This is a genomic window from Bradyrhizobium sp. LB8.2, from assembly GCF_040548035.1.
Lineage (GTDB): Bacteria > Pseudomonadota > Alphaproteobacteria > Rhizobiales > Xanthobacteraceae > Bradyrhizobium.
In genome coordinates, this window is the sequence record NZ_JBEPQV010000002.1 from 366,901 (window position 1) to 386,777 (window position 19,877).

Consider the following 19,877-nt stretch of genomic DNA (forward strand, 5'->3'; position numbering starts at 1 on the left):
GGTGTCACTACAAAACCGCAGGCCGCCAGACCAAGACGTTCAGGAAGACGATAGCACCGAAGTCAGACCACCATCGACGGCAAGGATCTGTCCGGTAATGTGCTTGCCGGCGTCGCTGGCGAACAGAACCGCGGCACCTTTCAGATCGTCCTCATCACCGATGCGGCGCAGCGGCGCGCCAGCGGCGAGCTTTTCGACCCCGACCGCTTCGATCGTTCCCTTTGTCATCTTCGATGGGAAAAAGCCAGGCGCCAGAGCATTGGCCGTAATTCCGTAACGCCCCCAGCTCCCCGCCAACGCCCGCGTGAAGTTGACGACAGCGCCTTTGCTTGTGTTGTAGGCGACCGTCTGCATATCCCCGGAACTTCCGAACAGGCCCGCGATCGAAGCAAGGTTGACGATGCGGCCATATTTGTTCGGTATCATCGAACCCTTGGCGATCTGTTGGCTGAGCAGGAACAGCGAGCGGATGTTCAAGTTCATCACCTTGTCCCAGGCTTCGATCGGGTGATCTTCCGTCGGCGCGCCCCAGGTGGCGCCCGCGTTGTTCACCAGAATGTCCACCCGTCCGAGCTTCTTGATCGTTTCGTCGGCGAGGCGCTTGACGTCTTCGTCCCTGGAATTATCCGCTGCGATCCATTCCGCCTTGATGCCGAGCCCGGCAAGGTGCGCCTGGGCCTTTTCCAGGTCTGGCGCCTTGCGAGAGGAGATCACGATCCGTGCTCCTTGCTCACCCAGCGCCTCGGCGATCTGCAACCCAAGGCCACGGGAGCCTCCCGTAACAAGAGCATTCCTGCCGGTGAGATCGAATGCCTTCTTGATGCTTCCCATGGTCAAATCCTCTGGTCCGGAGCGAAGTTCTACCAAGCGGTCGTGGGATCTCTATTTCCCGCGGAATACTGCCGAGCGGCGCTCCACGAATGACTGGATGCCTTCTTTCATGTCTTCGCTGCTGAAGACGCGATCCTTGATCTTGGGAATGTAATCGATCGCGGCTCTCTCGCCGGCCTCGATGTATTTCAACGCGGCCTCCTTCGTCACCTGAATGCCGATCGGCGCGTTCTTGGCGATCAGATTCGCAATCTCCATCGCGCGCGCAATCTGCTGGCCGGGAGCGACGACTTCCTGAACAAACCCGATCTTGTAAGCCCGCGCGGCATCGAACTCGTCGCATAGGAACAGGTGATACATCGCGTCTCCCCAGCCCGCCCGTGTCAGATATCGGAAATGGGCACCACCAAGAGGCGCGATCCCGCGCTTGGATTCCATCTGACAGAACCGTGCGTCGTCGGCCGCCACGACGATGTCGCCAGCGAGCATCATTTCGATGCCAATCGTGAAGCAGATCCCCTGCACTGCCGTCACGATCGGCTTGCGACACCGGCTCTTCAACGCGAACGCATCGATGTTGTCGGGCTTGATCTCGGTATTCTCGGCCTTGGGTCCGAAGAATTTCGGCATATCCAGCCCGGCCGTGAAATCCGGGCCCTCGGCGCAAAGTACCCCGACCCAGTAGTCGTCGGTGCGGTCGAGAAGCGTCATCGCATCCGACATCTGCGCCATCATCTGCGGACTGAACGAATTCTTCTTCGCAACGTTGTCGATGATGATCTTGAACACATGCCCGTGCACCTCGGTGCGGATTTGGCCGACCTGGGTTTTCGTGTCGTTCATTGCCAGTCTCCGAATTGCTTCCAGGCGACTGCGCAAGGACACGCAGGCTCCTCCCGTCGTCGACTGCCGGGCAGCCGATCATTCGTTGCCAGCCAGCTTGGACCGATCGCCGCAGCACCGGCTACCCAACATTTTCGATAGCCGTTATTCAGTAGCGACGAACCCTGCCCCGACACCCTTCATCGCTCGGATTAGCTCAGCGCTGCGAATGCAGTTCGTTCGAAAGCCATCAATTCCTCTGTCCGGCCGTCGCGTATCTTCAGTAGCCACTGCGGATCCTGAAGCAGCGCCCGACCCACCGCGACAAGATCGAACTCCTCGCGATCGAGGCGGCGGATTAACTCGTCGAGGGACGCCGGACGCGAGCTTTCTCCGCTGTATGCAGCGATGAATTCGCCGGTCAGACCGACTGACCCGACCGAAATCGTCGGTACACCCGTGACCTTCTTCGCCCATCCGGCGAAGTTCAAGTCGGAACCATCGAACTCCGGCTCCCAGAAGCGCCGTTGCGAGCAATGCAGAACATCTACTCCAGCGTCGACCAGAGGTTTGAGCCAGGCTTCCAACGCGCGAGGCGTCTCGGCCAGCTTCACTTCATAGTCCTGCTGCTTCCACTGGCTGATGCGGAGCAGTATCGGAAAGTCCGGTCCGACCGATTTGCGAACCGCGTGGATGATATCAGCGGCAAACCGCGCCCGACCCGGCAGGTCCTTGCCACCATAAGCATCCTCGCGGCGATTGGTGCCCGCCCAGAAGAATTGATCGATCAGATAGCCGTGCGCGCCATGCAATTCGACGGCGTCGAATCCCAGGCGCTTCGCCGCAAGCGCTGCATCGGCGAAGGCGCGAATGGCGTCGGCGATGTCCGCTTCGCTCATCGGCTCGCCAAATTTCTTCTCCGGTCGCGACAGACCGGACGGACTGTCGTAAGCACCCGGAGGAGACCAATCCTGGGCGCGGGTGCGAACGGCTCCGACGTGCCATAGCTGCGGTGCCATCAGGCCACCGGCGGCATGCACCTCGTCGACCACACGCCGCCACCCCGCCAACTCCTTCTCACCGTGAAAACGGGGAACATTCGGATCGTTCAGGGATGCCGGACGATCCACGCCCGTGCCCTCCGAGATAATGAGGCCGACCGCTCCTTCGGCACGCCGACGGTAATACTGCGCGACGTCGCCGGTCGGGATTCCGCCCGGAGAGAATGAGCGCGTCATCGGCGCCATCACGACCCGGTTCGGCAAGGTCAGCCCTTTCAGCTTGAAAGGCCGGAAAAGAACGTCGCTGGACATCCGTGCTCCATGATTCAGTTGATCGCGTGGCTCAAATCACCTGCGCAGCGTGTTCAGACGATACAATTCATTTCCCGTCGGCGCTGAGTACACTACCAAATTGCTCCCACGTGGTCCCATTCCAGCGCTGCAGCTGCAGCTGCGTATACGCCATACTGCTTTCGGGGCCCGTGTTGATGATGACACCTGGTATAACAGTGGGAAGCGACAACCCGCGGATGCTGCGCGATTGCCTGACGATATTCTCCCGCGAGAGATCGTTGCCACATTGCTTGAGTACCTGCTCCAGGATCTGTCCCTGCTGGGTCCCGAACAGATAATTGTTGTCTCCGATATCTGCGCCCGGCAGGTATTTGGCAAAGAACTCGCGGTACCATTTGATGCCGGGATCGTCGGCCCACTTCTTATCATTCGGATCCTTCGTGATTGTCGCGGCGACTATGCCTACGGCCTTTTCCGGTCCTGCGGGGACGATGGTCGAAGACACCGAGCTCGAAACAAAGTTGATCAGGAACAGCGGCTTCCAAGCTATCTCATCTGCCTTCTTGATGGCCTGCGCTGCGAATTTTGGCGTGCCGGCCACCAAAAACGCCGATGCGCCAGACGATTTCAGCGAAACGACATGGGAATCAATGGTCGGCTCCGTCACTTCGTAGGACGACGCGACGACTTTCTTGTCGAAATCGTCCTTCAAATAGCCCTTGAATGCATTGACGAAGTCCTTACCCAGATCGTCGTTCTGATACAGGATGGCAATCTTCGCGTCCGGCCGGGTCTGGGTGATGTATTTCGCGTAGATTCGTCCCTCGGTGTCGTAGCTCGGCAATCCCGTCGTGGTCATGGGGAATTCAGCGAAGTTCGTGAATTTTGTGACTCCGCTCACAACAAACAGATGCGGGACTTTCTTCGCGTTGACGTACTTGATAGTAGCGCTGATGCCGGGCGTCCCCAGCGGGCCGAACAGGAACGCCACCTCGTCACTTTCCACGAGTTTCCTGGTCTGCTCCACCGTCTTGGGGGGACTGTAGGCATCGTCGTAGGTGACGAGGTTTATCTTCCGCCCGTTGATGCCGCCGCGCTCGTTGATCGAATTGACGTAGGCGATCATGCCCTTTCCGGTATTGCTGAGCGGCGAAGCGGGGCCGCTGAAAGGGAACGTCGCTCCTATCTTTATCTCGGATTCAGTGACGCCCGGCGTCTGCGCATGCGCCCCGGCTATGGATGCCGCGAGCGCGGCTACAATCATGACGCTTCTCAACATTGTCATCTCCCTTCGGCGACAAGTCCGTCGCTCACGTTCTTTCTTAAACCGGCATATTGCCGTTCAAATCATCCTGACGCCCGTCAGCCAGCGGCGGCCGCACGCGACGCCTTCGGGGCGGCCTGTTCGTTCGCCATCTCTCGCAGCTTGTGTTTCAGTATCTTGCCGGTGGAGGCCGAGGGCAGAGCGTCGAGCACGATCAATTCGGTTGGACGCTTGTAGGACGTGAGCAATTGGGCCGTATACGCCTTTAGGTCTTCCGCGCTGATGCTCGCACCGGGGAGAAGCTGAACGAACGCGACGACCTCCTCGTTGCCCTCGACCTTTCGTCCGACGACGGCCGACTGAACGACCTGGTCGTGCGCGTTCAGGACCGCTTCCACCTCGGCGGGATAAACGTTGAAGCCGGAGCGGATGATGAGCTCCTTGGTGCGGCCGGCAATGTAGAGATGCCCCTTGCCGTTCACCCGCGCGAGATCTCCCGTGTTGAACCATCCCTGCTCATCGATCGCCGCCGCTGTCAGGTCGGGCGCACGATAGTAGCCGAGCATGATGTTCGGACCTCGTACGTGCAATTCGCCCACCTCACCGGTCGCCACCTTTTTTCCTTGTCCGTCCACGATCCGGTGCTCGACGCCGGGAAGAAAAGGGCCGACCGACTCGTCCGAGACAGGCTGTTCCGAACGGACACCCGACAGGCCGGGCGAACATTCGGTTATGCCGTAGTTGTTCAACAGCGGGATTCCAAACTCGTCCTCGATCCGCTTCTTGAGATCGAGGTCTAGCGGAGCGCCAGCCACCGCCATGATCCGCAGGCTGCCCCGCTCGAGCCGTTGGATGCCCTTGACCGCCTTGTGCTCAAGCAGCCGCTGATATGTGGCAGGCACGCCGAATAGGCTCGTAATCCCTTGCTCGGCGATGGCATGAGCCAGCGCAGCGGGATCGGCCTTGGCCACGACGTGCAACGTGCCGCCGTGCATCAGCGTCGAAATCAGTAGGATCGCATACCCGACGATGTGCGACATCGGCAGCACGCCGTAAATGCGGTCGCCTGGACTGCTTCGTCGAAGGATTCCCGACGTCCTTGCGGTGAAGAGCAGATTGCGGTGGCTCAGCATGACGCCCTTCGGCGCACCGGTCGTGCCCGAGGTGTATAAAAGGCCTGCGACCTGGCGGGCGCCATCCTTCTCGACGGGCTCTGCTTTCGCATCCGCATTGAGAGGACCGACACCGATTCCACCAAATGGTCCGACGGCGCCGATTTTCGCTCCGACGCGAGTGGCATGATCGGCCGCTTCCTTCGACAGAGCCGAGTTGAACAGAACGCGTCTGGCGCCGCTGTGCGTCCCAATCAGGTCGATCTCTCGGGGCGAAAGGCGGGGATTGACCGGAATACCCCAGGCATCGAGCTTGCTCGCTGCGAAGAGCATCACGCCGAGGGCCACGCTGTTCTCACTGGCAATCATCACGCGATCACCGGGCCTGATGCCCAACCCGGCGAGATTCTTTGCAGCAGCGTCGACAGCATCCGAGAACTGCCGGTAGCTCCAGGAACGCCCGCCTTCCACGAAGGCCGGATGATCCGGAATATCCCGCACGAACGGCGCGTAAACCTCGTGCACTCTGGACGGCAGGCCGTCCAGCAGTTCGGCTGCGGTAAGCTCGTCCACGCTCCTCATGCCATCCTCCCTCGCGCCTTGTTTTCGGCAGCGTGCGCGGCCTCCTTCAACCGGGAGGTCCGCACCCTTCATTCATATCGGCCCGCGGAGTAAACCGTTCTAAAATAGAACTGTCAAGACGAGCAGACGTCAATGTGCCAGAGAATGGCGGAATTCTTGGTGCAGAAATCGAATTCCAATTTAGAATTGGCGATCTCCGCGCACTTGTTCGGAGGGATCAGCTGAGCGTAATTACCATTTCTCGACCCACGGCCGCAGCACGACTTCAAAAGCCCAGGTCGACCGATGCTGGCGGTGCAGCTGCAGATAGGTTTCCGCAATATGGACAGGGTCGGCCATGTTGTCTTCCACGGTCGTCCCCGCCAGACGGTGCGCGCGGGTCCCGTCTTCCTGAGTCCAACCGATCGCGGCATCGATCGGCACATTCGCCACATGGATTCCCTGCGGCATCAATTCTCTCGCCATGCTTTGCGCGAGTCCGGATTTGGCATGGCACGCCATCGCAAATGCACCACTCGATGGAAAACCCTTGAGCGCCGCGCTGGCGTTCGTAAAGATTAACGTTCCTCTCGTACCATTGACGTCGGGTTCGTTTCCGAGCATGAGCCGAGCTGCCTGTTGACCTACCAGAAACGCGCTGAATGCCGAGTTTCGGATTGTTTCGAGCGCCATTATCGGGTCGGCTTCGAGAATGTCCTTGCGGAAAATGCCGGGAACGCGGCCATCGATGTTATGCACGACAAGCCTCGGCGCTCCGATCTCTCGAGCGACATTCGCGAACAGCTGTGCCACGGCCTCCGGTTCGCTTGCATCGCAGGCGTAGCGACGTACGCCGTGCACCTTTTCGAGAGTCTCAAGGACGGCTTTTTCCGGATTCCTGGCTGCGACGGCGACACGCATTCCGTTTTCCGCGAACAGCCTGGCGCAACTCGAACTGATGCCCGGGCCACCGCCGACAATAAGTGCGACGTCCTGCTGGAAAGGCTGTGTATCGCGGTTGGATTCAGTCATGTCGTTTCCTCATGCACTTGGTGCCGGCCGGCGTATGGCGTCGCAACGCAGGCGGCACCGTTACGGAACTATTGTTTCACCGCGATCACGACCTTGCCCTTTGCGCGCCCGGTCTCGACATAGGCGAGCGCGTCGCCGGTTTTTTCGAACGGGAAAACCTTGTCCACGACCGGACGGATCACGCCGGATTCGATCAGGGACGTGATTTCGCGTAGCTGCTGTCCCTGCGCTCGCATGAACAGGAATGAGAAGCGCACACCAAGTTTTCTGGCTTTCTTCCGCACACCATGGCTCAGCAAACGCAGCACCAGTTTCAGGAAGATGTTCATCCCCTGCTCCCTCGCGAATTCGGGGTCGGGCGGCCCGGAGATTGAGATGAGCAGGCCGCCCGGCTTGAGCACGCGCAGAGATTTTTCAAGCGTCTTGCCGTCCTGGCTGTGCAGGACCAGATCGTAGCCCGACAAGACTTTCTCGAAATCCTGGGTCTTGTAGTCGATGACCAAGTCCGCGCCGAGGCTCTTGACCAGCTCGACATTCTTCGCGCTCGTCGTCGTCGCGACGACCGCACCGAGATGCTTGGCGAGTTGGATCGCGAAACTCCCCACCCCGCCGGAGCCCGCCTGGATGAAGACCTTCTGGCCGGGCCTCAGCTGGCCCACCTCGACTAGCGCCTGCCAGGCGGTCAGCCCCACCAGCGGGATGGAAGCGGCCTCTTCCATGCTGATGTTCGAGGGCTTCGGCGCCACGTCGGCTTCGTTCATGGCAATGAATTCGGCGAATGTTCCGATCCGATGATCGCGCGGCCGCGCATAGACCTCGTCGCCTGCCTTGAATCGCCTGACATTGCGGCCAACCCTGACGACCGTCCCGGCAACATCGTGGCCCAGAATGAAGGGCGGACGATACGGCAGGATGAGCTTGAATTCTCCATTCCTGAGCTTGGAGTCCAGGACGTTCACAGCAGTTGCGCGAACCCGAACCAGGACATCATCGTCCCGCAACTCCGGTTCTGGCATGGTTGCCGAGCGCAGAGCCCCTTTCTTCTTATATTTGTCGACGACGAATGCCTTCATGATGTCATCTCCAATTTGAAAATATGGTCGCGGCGTCAGGCGTCGAGGAACGACAGCGCCTTCGGCACGAAATCGGCGTGGTACTGGAAAATCCCGCCGTGCCCGGCATCTTCGTAGATGACCAGTTGGGCGCCCGGAACACGCCGTGCCATGTTGGTGCTGTTTGCGGTCGGCACCATGATGTCGTTATCGCCATTCGCGATCAGGACCGGGATGCGGAGGCTGCCGAGATCCTGAGGCGCCTGCTGGCCCCAGCTCTTGATCGCCTTGAGCTGCCGCAACAAGGCCACTGGCGTGGCTCCTTTGTCCCGATTTGACTTACGCTCCTTCAGCCTTTCCAGAAAGGCCTTTGCGGCCCGGCGGCCATTGGCTGTGGAGGTGAAGAACAGATAGAATTTCGGGTCTCGCAAAGTCAGCAAGCCCTTGATCATCAGCGGCCAGGACACCGGCCCGACCTTCTCGATACCTTTGCCGCCTGCCGGGCCCGTGCCGGTCAGAATCAGCTTTCGCACGAGACCAGGGGCCTTCAGTGCGATATCCTGGGCTACGAAGCCGCCGAGGGAAAAGCCGAGCAGATCGACTTTTTCAAAACCCAGCGCGGCGATCAGAGCAATCGTATCTTCTGCCATTTCGCCAACGCTAACAGGCGCTTTCCCGCCTGAAGCGCCGATGCCGCGGTAGTCGATCGCGATCACGCGATGCCTGGTGGCGAGCCCGTCGACGATCGGTGGATCGAAATTGTCGAGAACCGCGCCCCAATGGTTGAGAAGGATCAATGGCACGCCAGTGCGTGGACCGATATCGCGATAGGCAAAAGTTGTTCCTGCAGCACTGATCGAAAGATTCGGCGCATCGACATAGCGCACGACCGATCCTGGGTGGCTGACATAAGTTGACATCACTTACTCCATAGTTCGGCTGACACCGGAATCCCTGAGATCAGAGGGATATCGGATGACGCGGTTCTTCCTGTGCGCACGAAGAGGTGCACGTGTTGATAGGCCGCTATGTTGGCCTTGGCCCGACGCCAGCCCAATGCTGGCGGAAGCACCCGGCATCAGCGCAATTCCGCGTCCTCGGCTCCGGTCTTCCCAATTTGGTGTGGAACACCGACGAATGATCTGTTACTATCAATTTAGTATCAAGTCACTACTAAAATGAGACTTACATGAAAAAACCTTCGGCCCAGCCTTGCCTGATCGCCCGAAGCCTGGCGCTGGTCGGAAACGCATGGAGCATGCTGATCATGCGCGACGCCCATGCGGGACTGACCCGCTTCGACGATTTTCGCAGGAGTCTCGGTATCGCGCCGACGATGCTGACGGGGCGCCTTTCGGCGCTGGTTGACGAGGGAGTGCTGGAGAAGCGCCGTTATTCAGACCGTCCGCCACGGGACGAATATGTGCTGACGGAAGCCGGGCGCGACTTCTTGCCGGTCCTATTCGCGATTGGTGCGTGGGGACGCAAGCATCGCAGCGGAGGCAAGGTGACCCGGTTCTTTGATGCCGAAAACGGAACGGAGATCGATCCCCTCACCATCGACCGCGCGACCGGCGCTCCGATCGGAACGCGTCCCATTCGTATCGCCGCAGTCGAATGAGCAATTAGAGCGTTTCATTGCTTAATTGAATCGGAGGGGATTCCGGTTTCTGGCGGTTTGTGATTCAAGATGCTGACTGGATTGGAGGCCAGCATCGCATGACCCGACCTCTTTCCCTGGATCTTCGCGAGCGAGTGGTGGCGTCGGTTTTGGCAGGCGAGAGCTGCCGGTCTATGGCAGAACGGTTCGGCGTTGCGGTCTCGTCAGTTGTGAAGTGGTCACAGCGGCAGCGGGCGACCGGCTCGGTTGTGCCTGGCAAGATGGGCGGACACCGCAAGCCTGTACTTGATCCGCACCGCGCCTTCATCGTCGAGCGAATCACTCAGACGCCCCACCTGACGTTACATGGCCTGAAGGCGGAACTGACGGCCCGTGGGGTCAAGGTCTCGCACAACGCGGTCTGGCTGTTCCTGCGCCGGGAAGGGCTGCGGTTCAAAAAAACACTGTTCGCTCTTGAGCAGGCTCGGGCCGACGTCTCTCGTAGGCGTCAGCGTTGGCAATCCTGGCAGGCCGGGCTCGATCCGGGCCGGCTCGTCTTCATCGATGAGACCTGGATCAAAACCAATATGGCCCCTTTGCGGGGCTGGGGGTGCCAAAGTGGCACGCCTGCGTGGCTTCGCACCGCACGGTTACTGGCGTACCCTCACGTTCCTCGGCGCGCTCCGCCACGACCAACTCACGGCACCCTGCGTCTTCGACGGGCCGATCAACGGCGAATGCTTCCGCGCCTATGTTGAGCACCTTCTCCTGCCAACCCTGCGCGAGGGCGATATCGTCATTCTCGACAATCTTGGAAGCGACAAGTCGAAAGCTGTCAGGCAGATGATCCAGGCCGCTGGCGCCAGGCTCTGGTACCTGCCGCCATACTCCCCCGACCTCAACCCGATCGAACAGGCCTTCGCCAAGATCAAGCATTGGATGCGGCAAGCTCAGAAGCGCACCATCGAGGACACTTGGCGACACATCGGTCACCTCGTCCACGACATCCAGCCTCGTGAATGCGCCAACTACTTCGCTAACGCCGGTTATGCTTCAGTCAAAAAGTGAAACGCTCTAGCTTGGCAGCTCCAGCTTGTGCGGTTGCGGGTACGGCCCGCTAGGCCTTCGAAGTCATGACCTGAAAGAGTTTTACCTGTAAGTCGGCGGACGCTTCTCAATAAAAGCCCGGACAGCTTCGGCGTGCTGCGCAGTGCCCGCCGCGAGGACCATCCTCTCGGCCTCTTGATCTAGTGACGTCAAGAAGTCGGCCGACAGCGCAAGGTCGAGATTATCCTTCATGCAGGCATAGGCGCTCGCCGGGCCATTCGCCAATGCTCTCGCCATTTCGAATGCTTCGCTTTGCAGTTCGGAATCAGACACCACGCGATTGATAAGGCCCAATGCTTCGCAGCGCCGTGCACTGATCCGTTCAGACAGAAACATCAGTTCGCGAGCACGTGCCGTCCCGGCAAGCCGGGTCAACAACCACGAAATGCCGTAATCGCCGGTGAGCGCAATCCTGGCATAGCCTGTCGTCATGATCGTGGATTCGGCCGCGATACGAAGGTCGCAAGCGAGTGCGATCGCAAGCCCGGCGCCAGCCGCCGGTCCCGGCAAAGCTGCGATGGTGGGCTTCCGCACCGAAACAAGTACGCCGGTCAGGGTTCGCTGACGTTCCCGCAATCGCGCAACCTTGTCGCTGAATGACATCGCCGGCGCGGCAGCGTTGCCGCCCATTCCCTTAACATCGCCGCCCGAACAGAAGGCAGTGCCTGCACCGGTAATCAGGAGGGCTCCGACCTCAGGATCATCTCCATTCTGTTTGATCATCCGGCGCAACGCCGGCGTAAGATGATCGGACAACGAATTTCGGGCTCCGGGCCGGTTCAAGGTAATCACCGCGACGCGATCCCGGATCGCGCACAGCAGTTCGTCCGTCCCCGCATCAACCGCGATGGATCCATCAGTCATGTTCCTGACCTTTCAAGTCCCGCGGAGAGCTCTCCAAAGTGACCCAGCGCGCCGTGCCCGTGTTCGAGCGTTACCAATTTTCGTTGAATGGCCGCAGTTCCGTGAGAAACGACCAGGCCGAGCGATCCTGACCGTAGAGATGCAATAATTCGTCGGCGATCGCCGCCGGCTTGATGAAGAACTCATCCGGTTTGTCGCTCATCCGCGCGCGCATCCGGGGCGTATCGATAACGGCGTCGATGAGAACGTAGGAGACGTGGACGCCGAGAGGTCCTACTTCACGTGCGATCGACTCGGCCAGAATGCGCTGCGCCGCCTTCGTCGGCGCGAAGCCGGCGAAATTGGCTTTGCCTCGGATCGAAGAGGTGTTGCCGGTCACCAGGATTGCGCCCTTGCCCCGAGCGATCATGTCAGGCGCCACTTCTCGCGACAGGTACAACAGACCCATCACGTTGACTTCGAAGTTGCCCTTCAGCATCTTCGGATCGATCTCGCGAAAACTCCCCCAACCCCCTCCGACCGCGTTGTGGATGAGAATGTCCGCCGCGCCAAAGCGGCGCTTTACGTCAGCGACTGCGGTCCGCACCTGAGCCTCCTCGGAGACGTCGCAGGTCACCGCGTGCACGTCCGGAAGCTCTTGCGCAAGTCGATTGGTGAGCTCCGCTGAGCGGGCAAGCGCGATGATACGAAACCCGCCAGCAGAGAAGCGCTTGACGATGGCAGCTCCCGTGCCTGGCCCTACTCCGGTCACGATTGCGATTGGTTTCTCGGTCATTCGACGCTCCCTTCGAGCTATTGTCCGGCCGCTCTCTTATGAATTCGCTCGGATTGCGACTGATAGGCGGCAGCTTCGTGCCCGGACACCAGGGTCAAACGCACCGGGACGTTCTTGTGGTAGGGCGTGCCCGCAATGGGATCACGGTTGCCGCTCTCGGTGAGCAGATTGATGCGCGGTCCGTTGATCAGGCGCTCTCCGTCTGATGTCGGGTATGCCTGACCGTAGCCGTGCGGCAGCGCCAACTGGCCGTTCCGCATGGCGTCATCGACCTTGCAGCGGACGACGAGCCGCCCGACCGCCGACTCGACCGCGATCCAGTCACCATCCTTCGCGCCCAACTCGCTCAGATCGCTCGAATTGATCAACAGGGCGCCGTCCGGGTCGTCGCGACGCCACGCGGGATCGCGAAATATCTGGTTGGCATTGAACATGCGGCGACCACCGGCCGCCAGCATGAACGGAAACTCCTTTGGCGCGCCCGCAGCCTGCGGATCGAGACGCGCCAGCCATTCCATCATCTGCGGGACGACCAGCCGAACCTTGCGATCCGAATGGCTGATCAGTGACCAGACCTCGTCATACTTGTGCCGGGTGACCGCCGTGCCCTGCCGGGTCGCCACAATGGTGTTGAACAGAAGGTCTCCGAGCTGCTGGTCCGTCACCTGGTCGGATGCGCCGATCGCCCGCCGTACCGCTTGCGGCGACCGCTTCGCGCAAGCCAATGCCGCGCTCCACAACGGAGCCGCGGCCGCCGTGTCATCCGGAAGCGTCTGCCCTAGCGTATGGTAGAGCACCAGGGCAGGCACCGCCGCCGGGTTTTCCGCGATGAAGGCACGAAAGGCCGCGGCGAATTCAGGTCGCGAGCGCTGTGCTATTTCGCGTAGCGGCGCGAGCACATTGTCACCCGGCAGAAGCCCCAGGGCGACGGCAAGCCGCGTGTAGATCTCGGGCTCTGGCAACGTGCCGGCGAGCGGCGGCAAGACGCCAGCGCGCACGTGAAAATAGTTTGTCGGGAATTCGTAGTTAAAGAGAGTGAATTCCGTCTTCTCGTATTGTGTGGACGCCGGGAGAACGTAATGCGCGAGCCTAGCGGTTTCGGTCATCGCAACGTCCACGACGACGCATAGTTCGAGCGATTTCAGCGCGCGTTCCACCGCCTCCGTGTTTGCGGCGGTGTTGGCGGGATTGGAGCTGTCGATCCAGGCGCAGCGCAACCGGTCTGGATGGTCCTTGAGAACCGCTTCGGGGAAAATGTTGGGCGGCAACAAGCCGCCAATGATGGCGTCGCCGGTTGGCGCGAATGTCTGGTTCGGAGAATTTCCCCATAGCGGCTGAAGCCAGCTATGCAATTGGTTGGTACCTTCACGGCCGAAATTGCCGGAAAGCATGATCAAGAGCTTCTCGAGATAGGAGTTGAGAGTCGAGTTGACGCCTTGCTGGATGCCGAGTTCAACCCGAACCACCATGGCCTTCGCGGCCGCGATCATCGCGGCGCAGCGCTCCAGCTGCGCGATCGAGATATCGGCGGCGTCGGCCCATTCTTGAACGGGGATATTCAATAGCGCTTGCCTCACTTCCGCGAAGCCGATCGTATGCGCCTCAATGAACGCGTGGTCGATCCGGTCGGACCGGACGAGCGTGGCCAGCAGCGCGCCAAGAAGAAACGTATCCGCACCGGGACGAACCGCAAGATGCAGATCCGCCATCTCTGCGGTTTCGGTTCGCCGGGGGTCGATGACGACCAGCTTGCGTGCGGGATCCTTGCGTATCTGATTGAGATGGTCGCGCGCATTGGGGAAGCCGTGCGCGATCCAGGGATTTGCCCCGATGACAAGCAAGAGATCGCAATGATGGACGTCCTCTGAGGTGTGGCAGGTTTGGCTGCCGAACATGTGGCCATTGACCCAGAAGTCGCCGGTTTTTTCCTGCGAAAGAGCGTTGAAGACGCCGCGCGAGCCCAGCGCACGCAACAAACCACTGGCGTAGGCGCCGCCAGCGTGGTTGCCCTGCCCGCCGCCGCCATAAAGGGCAATACTCTTGCCGCCATACCTGTCGACGACGTCTCGAAGCCGCTCCGCGATTTCTGCGATCGCGACGTCCCACTCGATCTCATCAAAGCCGCCATCGGCGCGACGACGCAGCGGGGTCGTGAGCCGATCCCTGTGATGCGCATAGTAGGGAATGCGCGCCGCCTTGTTGCACAGATAGCCTTGCGACTTCGGGTTTGAACGGTCGCCTCGTACCTTCTCGAGACGCCCCTCATTCACCCAGACCTCGATGCCGCAGTTTACGTAACACAGGTTGCAGGCTGTCTTGAGCCACTTGCCGGCCGTCATGGGCACCTCCCAGATTATGGTTTGTCGCAGCTCATCGCCTTTGCTGTTCTGCGCTGTCGCTTGTGAGTCCGGCCGCAGACAGTCATCCGTCCGGCGTCGAGAATATCGTCGGAAAGCTTCCCGGCGCCGACAGCACGCGATAGCACGATCGATCCAACCATCGTCGCAATGGCGCTCGTCGCGATTTGGCGTGCCTGTTGAGGACCCTCGGCGGGAAGCACTTCGACCAGGATGTCGATCATCTTCTCCAGCTTGGAAGCAAGCGCCCGTTGCTCCCTCGGGCTCGATCGAGCGACATCAGCGGCCAGGGCTGGAAGCGCGCAGCCTTGTCTGGGATTGTCGCGGTGGCGGGAACTGAGATAATCGGCGATCAACGTCTCGAAACGATCCTCGTTTGCCTTCCGGTTCGCCAGTTTTTTCCACCGCTCGGCCGTTTGATCCATCGCAAACGCAATTGCCTCGCCAACAAGCGCGGCACGCGACTCGAAATGGTTATAGAACCCGCCGTGCGTAAGACCGGCGAGCTTCATCAATTCGACAACACTAAGCCCTTCGGCACCGTTTTGACGCAAGCCGTAGGAGGCACTTTCAACGATCCGGCTGTGGGTCTGGCGCCTATGGTCTCCTACGTAACGCATCTCCCCTCCGTGCAAGCTGCTCGGTGACCGGCTGTACGACCGTTCCCATCCACCAGCGCTTCTGGACCGCGCTTTTGAAGCGACGGCAATATTTCATTGCAATGCCGGCCATGTTATATGATTATCGTCATATAACAACAGCGATCAACAGGAGAATTCGCCATGGCTTCCGATCCCGTCGTCATCCTCTCCGCAGCCCGGACGCCGCTCGGCCGCTTCATGGGCGAGCTCTCGCCACTCAGTGCCCACAAGCTCGGCTCCCATGTGATCGGATCTGCGCTCGAACGAGCCAAACTGGCGCCCGAGCGGATCGACGAGGTGTTCATGGGCAACGTGTTGCCGGCCGGACAGGGCCAGGCGCCGGCACGCCAGGCCGCGCGCGGCGCCAAATTGCCCGATGCCACCGGCGCCACCACGATCAACAAGGTCTGCGGCTCCGGCATGAAGGCCACCATGCTGGCTCACGATATCATCAATGCGGGCTCCGCCGAGATCGTTCTGTCTGGCGGCATGGAGAGTATGAGCAATGCGCCCTATTTGCTGGCCAAGGCGCGGGGCGGCTATCGCGCTGGCCACGACCGCATCATCGACCACATGTTGATGGACGGGCTGGAAGATGCCTACGAGACCGGACGCTCGATGGGCGACTTTGGCGAGGCCACGGCGGAGGCCTATCAATTCACCCGCAAGGACCAGGACGAGTATGCGATCGAGACCTTGACCCGCGCCCGCAAGGCGGTTGAGGGCGGCGCGTTCAAGGCTGAGATAGCTCCGATCACGCTGACCGAGAAAGCCGGGCCCCGGATCATCTCCAATGACGAACATCCGCTCAAGGTAGATCCCGCCAAAATCCCCGGGCTGAAAGCCGCGTTCCGCGCCAACGGCACCATCACGCCCGCCGCCTCATCCGCCAATGCTGACGGCGCTGCGGCGCTCGTCTTGGCGAAACGCTCGCTCGCCGATCGCGACGGCCTCCCGGTGCTCGCCGAGATCAAGGGCCATGCCACCCACAGCCAGGAGCCACAATGGTTCACCACGGCCCCGATCCCCGCTATTCGCAAGCTGTTGGACAAGGTCGGCTGGAGCGTTGGCGACGTAGATCTGTTCGAGATCAATGAGGCATTTGCCGTCGTGGCGATGGCGGCACAGAAGGATCTCGGCATCCCCAGAGAGAAGCTGAACGTCAATGGCGGCGCCTGCGCGCTAGGTCATCCCATCGGCGCCACCGGCGCGCGGCTGATCGTGACGCTATTGCACGCGCTCGAAACGCGGAACCTCAAGCGCGGGGTCGCGTCACTCTGCATCGGCGGCGGCGAAGCCACGGCCATCGCGATCGAGCGCGTCGTCCGCTGATATTGCGGCTAGGCGACAAAAACGGAATCGGCAAGCGGCGCGAACCGCGTCACTCGCCGCCTTGATCTACCTATCCCTGTCACGCGAAAGATCCCATGGCTGACCTGATCAACACCGCGCCTCGGGACATTCCCACCTCCAGCGCCCTGCCTATCGCGGTCCTTTCCGTCCTGGCCGCGATGGGAACGCTCGCGACTAACATCTTGCTGCCGTCTCTGCCGCAGATTGCGATCTCATTGAATGTCACGACTGCAGAGGTCACGTCCGCCATCACCGTGTTTCTTGCAGTGTTCGGGTTAGGCCAGCTCCTGGTCGGACCGCTTTCGGATCGCTACGGAAGACGTTGGCCGGTCCTGATCGGATTTGCTGTGTTTTTCGTCGGCAGCGTTTGGTGCGGTCTGGCAACCGACCTGCCCAATCTCCTCATCGGCCGCGTCGTGCAGGCAACAGGTGCTTGCGCGACGTCAGTGCTGTCTCGCGCTATCGCCCGCGACATGTTCAGTGGCGCCGCACTGGCGCGCGCGATGGCGCTCATCATGATCGTGATGTCCGCTGCTCCCGGATTCTCGCCGCTGCTTGGCGGCGCCCTCGACCACAGCCTGGGCTGGCGCGCCGAATTCGCGCTGGTCGCAGCCTTTGCCGCCGTCAGCGCCGTTGCCTACGCCATCGTTCTTGGCGAAACCCACAATTCGATCCGCACGCCGTTCAATCCAGTTGTCGTCGGCAGGACCTATGCCGGTCTGATTCGAGACCGTCGCTTCGCTACCCCCGCGGCCGCCTCGAGCCTCACTATGGGCGGCTTGTTCTCGATGTTTTCCGCTGCGCCGCGCCTATTCATCGAAGCGTTGCACTTCACGCCGATCCAGCTCGGGCTCTTCTTTGCCGGCACCGTCTTCATCGTATTCGCCGCGGGTATGCTTGCCACAAGATTGGCACCACGCTACGGGCTCGATGGTCCGATCCGGGCAGGTTTGTGCGCGACGACCGCCAGCAGCCTTGCGATCCTGCTCATCTCGCTGATCAGTCCGACTTTCTTGCCGTTCTTAGCCGCAATGAGCATATATCTCCTCGGCATGGGCATTGTCGGTCCATTGGCCACGGCGCGCGCGTTGTCTCCATTCGGCGAGAAAGCCGGCGCGGCCTCGGCGCTGCTGGGTTTCTTGCAGATGATGATCGCGGCAATCGGCGTATGGCTTGCTGCCACAGTGTCACATGAAGCAATGTTTGCGCTGGGCGTCGTGATGAGCGCGTTCTCCCTGCTGGCTCTTGGCCTGTACGCGCGGGGCCCGGGGTCTTGATGGGCGTATGACTCCGCACGCGCTTCCGTTCAGTCACTCATCGGCTTTGCGAAGTCGGGCTTAGGCCTGTCGGGCAAAACGCGGCAAGGCATGGTCGGCCCCACAATTGAGCCTGTTTCCAGCTCAATCAGGTCCCGTGGAACTCCGGCTTGCTGCTGCCCGCTGGGCGCTTCATCTCGAACATGTTCTCGGTCCTGACCTCGAGATAATCTCCACCCCGGCCGGCGCGCAGAATGGGACGCGCAAGTGCCGTGTTGTAGACGCCGTCCTCGATCAACGTTTTGTCGATGTAGACCGCGACGACCTCACCAAGCACGAACCATCCTTCGACCTTTTCTCCGCGTGCGTTGGCCAGCTGAGAGACCTCGACGACTTTGCATTCCATGGCGGCCCTGCTCTCGCCCACCCGCGGCACAGCAACGTGGCGTCCGGGTATCGGTGTCAAACCGGCTGCTTCGAACTCGCTCACGCCGTGATCGAGTGGCGTCGCTGTCACGTTCATGCGCTCGCCGAGATCCATGGTGACCAGATTCCAGACAAATTCGCGCGTCTCGCTGACGTTCTTGACGGTGTCTTTCCACGAGATCGAGGAAAATCCGATGATCGGAGGATCGTAGAGGAACGCGTTGAAAAAGCTGTAGGGGGCCAAGTTCAATCGACCGGCTGCATTGCGCGATGAGATCCACCCAATCGGACGCGGCGCGATTATCGCATTGAACGGATTATGCCGGAGCCCGTGGCCTTTCGAAGGCTCGTAGTAGTGGAAGTCGGCCTGGTCCATAAATGCCCCCGAAGCTGCCGAAGGCCGTCGATCTGACCCGTTGAGCTTCAACAAAGATCGACGCACGCATGACCATGCGTGCGCATAGCCTCCGTCAGAACGTCCGGAAGCGGTATGTCCTCCCGGGCTAAGCCATCGCCCGAGCCGCAGCCGGCCGCTGTCCGGCGCCGTCGAGGAAACCAGTCAGGCGCTGCCGGATGAGTCTTTCCGCATCCGCCATGATGCGGTCGATCAGTTCCTTCACGGACGGAATGTCGTGAATGAGCCCGACGACCATGCCGCAGCTCCATGCGCCCGCATCCATGTCGCCGTCGATCATCACCTTGGGATAGACGCCCGCCACCTGGTCATGGATGTCCTCGATCTTGAGGCTCTTGCCCTTCTCGCGCTCGATCTCGAGCAGTTGCTCGACGCCCTTGTTGTTCAGGACCCGCTCTGTATTCCGGAGCGCACGCATCACGAGCCTGGTGTCGAGTTCCGTCGCCGCGACCAGCGCCTTCTTGACGTTCTCGTGCACCGGCGCTTCCTTGGTGGCGATGAAGCGCGTGCCCATGTTCATGCCCGCAGCGCCCATCGCCAGGGCGGCAACCAGGCTGCGCGCATCCGCCATGCCGCCCGAGGCAACGAACGGGATCTTCAGTTCCTCCGCGGCGCGCGGCAACAGGATCATGTTCGGCATGTCATCCTCGCCGGGATGGCCCCCGCACTCGAAGCCGTCGACGCTGACGGCATCGCAACCGATCTGCTCGGCCTTCAGTGAATGCCGGACGGAGGTGCATTTGTGGATCACCTTGATGCCGCCCGCCTTCAGGGCCGGCATGTACTGTTCGGGGCTGCGCCCGGCGGTTTCGACGATCTTGACGCCGCCCTCTCTGATGGCCGCGATGTACTCCGGATAGGGCGGCGCGCTGAAGGTCGGCAGGAATGTCAGATTCACGCCGAACGGCTTGTCCGTCATGTCGCGGCAGCGAGCGATCTCCTTGGCCAGCAGCTCCGGCGTTCTCTGCGTCAGGCCCGTAATCAAGCCGAGCCCGCCCGCGTTGGAGACGGCCGCCGCCATTTCGGCGAAGCCGACATAGTGCATTCCGCCCTGGATGATCGGGTGCTCGATGCCGAACAGTTCGGTAATTGCTGTCTTCACGAATGATCTCCC

18 protein-coding genes are annotated in these 19,877 nt (G+C 60.8%); 4 read left to right on the forward strand and 14 right to left on the reverse strand.

Going from position 1 to position 19,877, the window contains the following annotated elements; genetic code table 11:
• Positions 1-39: 39 nt before the first annotated feature.
• The 8 genes from ABIB06_RS04075 to ABIB06_RS04110 form a co-directional block, all read right to left on the reverse strand.
• Positions 40-831, reverse strand: a complete 792-nt coding sequence (locus ABIB06_RS04075; RefSeq protein ID WP_247341823.1) for an SDR family oxidoreductase — start codon at positions 829-831, stop codon at positions 40-42.
• A 51-nt stretch (positions 832-882) separates the two neighbouring features.
• A complete protein-coding gene (locus tag ABIB06_RS04080; RefSeq protein WP_247341820.1) occupies positions 883-1,674 on the reverse strand; it encodes a crotonase/enoyl-CoA hydratase family protein in 792 nt (263 codons plus the stop codon).
• 191 nt (positions 1,675-1,865) lie between these two features.
• Entirely contained in the window at positions 1,866-2,966 is a 1,101-nt protein-coding gene (locus tag ABIB06_RS04085; RefSeq protein ID WP_247341817.1) for an NADH:flavin oxidoreductase, read from the reverse strand.
• A 67-nt stretch (positions 2,967-3,033) separates the two neighbouring features.
• Complete coding sequence (locus tag ABIB06_RS04090) at positions 3,034-4,227, reverse strand: ABC transporter substrate-binding protein (protein WP_247347916.1); 1,194 nt, start codon at positions 4,225-4,227, stop codon at positions 3,034-3,036.
• Between the two features lie 83 nt (positions 4,228-4,310).
• A complete protein-coding gene (locus ABIB06_RS04095) occupies positions 4,311-5,978 on the reverse strand; it encodes a class I adenylate-forming enzyme family protein (protein ID WP_354068430.1) in 1,668 nt (555 codons plus the stop codon).
• A gap of 159 nt (positions 5,979-6,137) precedes the next feature.
• Positions 6,138-6,917 (reverse strand): SDR family oxidoreductase, encoded by a 780-nt coding sequence (locus ABIB06_RS04100; protein ID WP_247341810.1) that lies wholly within the window; start codon positions 6,915-6,917, stop codon positions 6,138-6,140.
• 68 nt (positions 6,918-6,985) lie between these two features.
• Positions 6,986-7,990, reverse strand: coding sequence for an NADP-dependent oxidoreductase (locus ABIB06_RS04105; RefSeq protein ID WP_247446425.1), 1,005 nt, complete (start codon positions 7,988-7,990; stop codon positions 6,986-6,988).
• 35 nt (positions 7,991-8,025) lie between these two features.
• Positions 8,026-8,889, reverse strand: a complete 864-nt coding sequence (locus ABIB06_RS04110; protein WP_354068428.1) for an alpha/beta fold hydrolase — start codon at positions 8,887-8,889, stop codon at positions 8,026-8,028.
• 269 nt (positions 8,890-9,158) lie between these two features.
• Here ABIB06_RS04110 and ABIB06_RS04115 point away from each other — a divergent pair, with 269 nt between their 5' ends.
• Together ABIB06_RS04115 and ABIB06_RS04120 are read left to right on the forward strand one after the other, a co-directional pair.
• Positions 9,159-9,590 (forward strand): winged helix-turn-helix transcriptional regulator, encoded by a 432-nt coding sequence (locus tag ABIB06_RS04115; protein WP_354068426.1) that lies wholly within the window; start codon positions 9,159-9,161, stop codon positions 9,588-9,590.
• Between the two features lie 98 nt (positions 9,591-9,688).
• A protein-coding gene (locus ABIB06_RS04120) for an IS630 family transposase (RefSeq protein WP_354044537.1) occupies positions 9,689-10,637 on the forward strand; the annotation gives its coding sequence in 2 pieces (ribosomal slippage) (positions 9,689-10,177 and positions 10,179-10,637; 948 coding nt in all).
• Between the two features lie 81 nt (positions 10,638-10,718).
• On the opposite strand, the gene ABIB06_RS04125 is transcribed toward ABIB06_RS04120, so the two are convergent.
• The 4 genes from ABIB06_RS04125 to ABIB06_RS04140 form a co-directional block, all read right to left on the reverse strand.
• A complete protein-coding gene (locus tag ABIB06_RS04125; protein ID WP_354044538.1) occupies positions 10,719-11,540 on the reverse strand; it encodes an enoyl-CoA hydratase-related protein in 822 nt (273 codons plus the stop codon).
• A gap of 70 nt (positions 11,541-11,610) precedes the next feature.
• Complete coding sequence (locus ABIB06_RS04130; protein ID WP_247341791.1) at positions 11,611-12,315, reverse strand: SDR family NAD(P)-dependent oxidoreductase; 705 nt, start codon at positions 12,313-12,315, stop codon at positions 11,611-11,613.
• Between the two features lie 17 nt (positions 12,316-12,332).
• Positions 12,333-14,654, reverse strand: a complete 2,322-nt coding sequence (locus ABIB06_RS04135; RefSeq protein ID WP_247347912.1) for a molybdopterin-dependent oxidoreductase — start codon at positions 14,652-14,654, stop codon at positions 12,333-12,335.
• Between the two features lie 14 nt (positions 14,655-14,668).
• Entirely contained in the window at positions 14,669-15,292 is a 624-nt protein-coding gene (locus ABIB06_RS04140; RefSeq protein WP_247341785.1) for a TetR/AcrR family transcriptional regulator, read from the reverse strand.
• Between the two features lie 162 nt (positions 15,293-15,454).
• Here ABIB06_RS04140 and ABIB06_RS04145 point away from each other — a divergent pair, with 162 nt between their 5' ends.
• Both ABIB06_RS04145 and ABIB06_RS04150 read left to right on the forward strand, forming a co-directional pair.
• On the forward strand, positions 15,455-16,645 hold the full coding sequence (locus tag ABIB06_RS04145) for an acetyl-CoA C-acyltransferase (RefSeq protein ID WP_247347911.1): 1,191 nt from the start codon (positions 15,455-15,457) through the stop codon (positions 16,643-16,645).
• A 95-nt stretch (positions 16,646-16,740) separates the two neighbouring features.
• Positions 16,741-17,943 (forward strand): multidrug effflux MFS transporter, encoded by a 1,203-nt coding sequence (locus ABIB06_RS04150; RefSeq protein WP_247444357.1) that lies wholly within the window; start codon positions 16,741-16,743, stop codon positions 17,941-17,943.
• A 127-nt stretch (positions 17,944-18,070) separates the two neighbouring features.
• Here ABIB06_RS04150 and ABIB06_RS04155 read toward each other — a convergent pair whose 3' ends face one another.
• Both ABIB06_RS04155 and ABIB06_RS04160 read right to left on the reverse strand, forming a co-directional pair.
• Entirely contained in the window at positions 18,071-18,724 is a 654-nt protein-coding gene (locus ABIB06_RS04155; protein ID WP_018322613.1) for a flavin reductase family protein, read from the reverse strand.
• 127 nt (positions 18,725-18,851) lie between these two features.
• Complete coding sequence (locus ABIB06_RS04160) at positions 18,852-19,865, reverse strand: NAD(P)H-dependent flavin oxidoreductase (RefSeq protein ID WP_247341777.1); 1,014 nt, start codon at positions 19,863-19,865, stop codon at positions 18,852-18,854.
• Between the last annotated feature and the right edge of the window lie 12 nt (positions 19,866-19,877).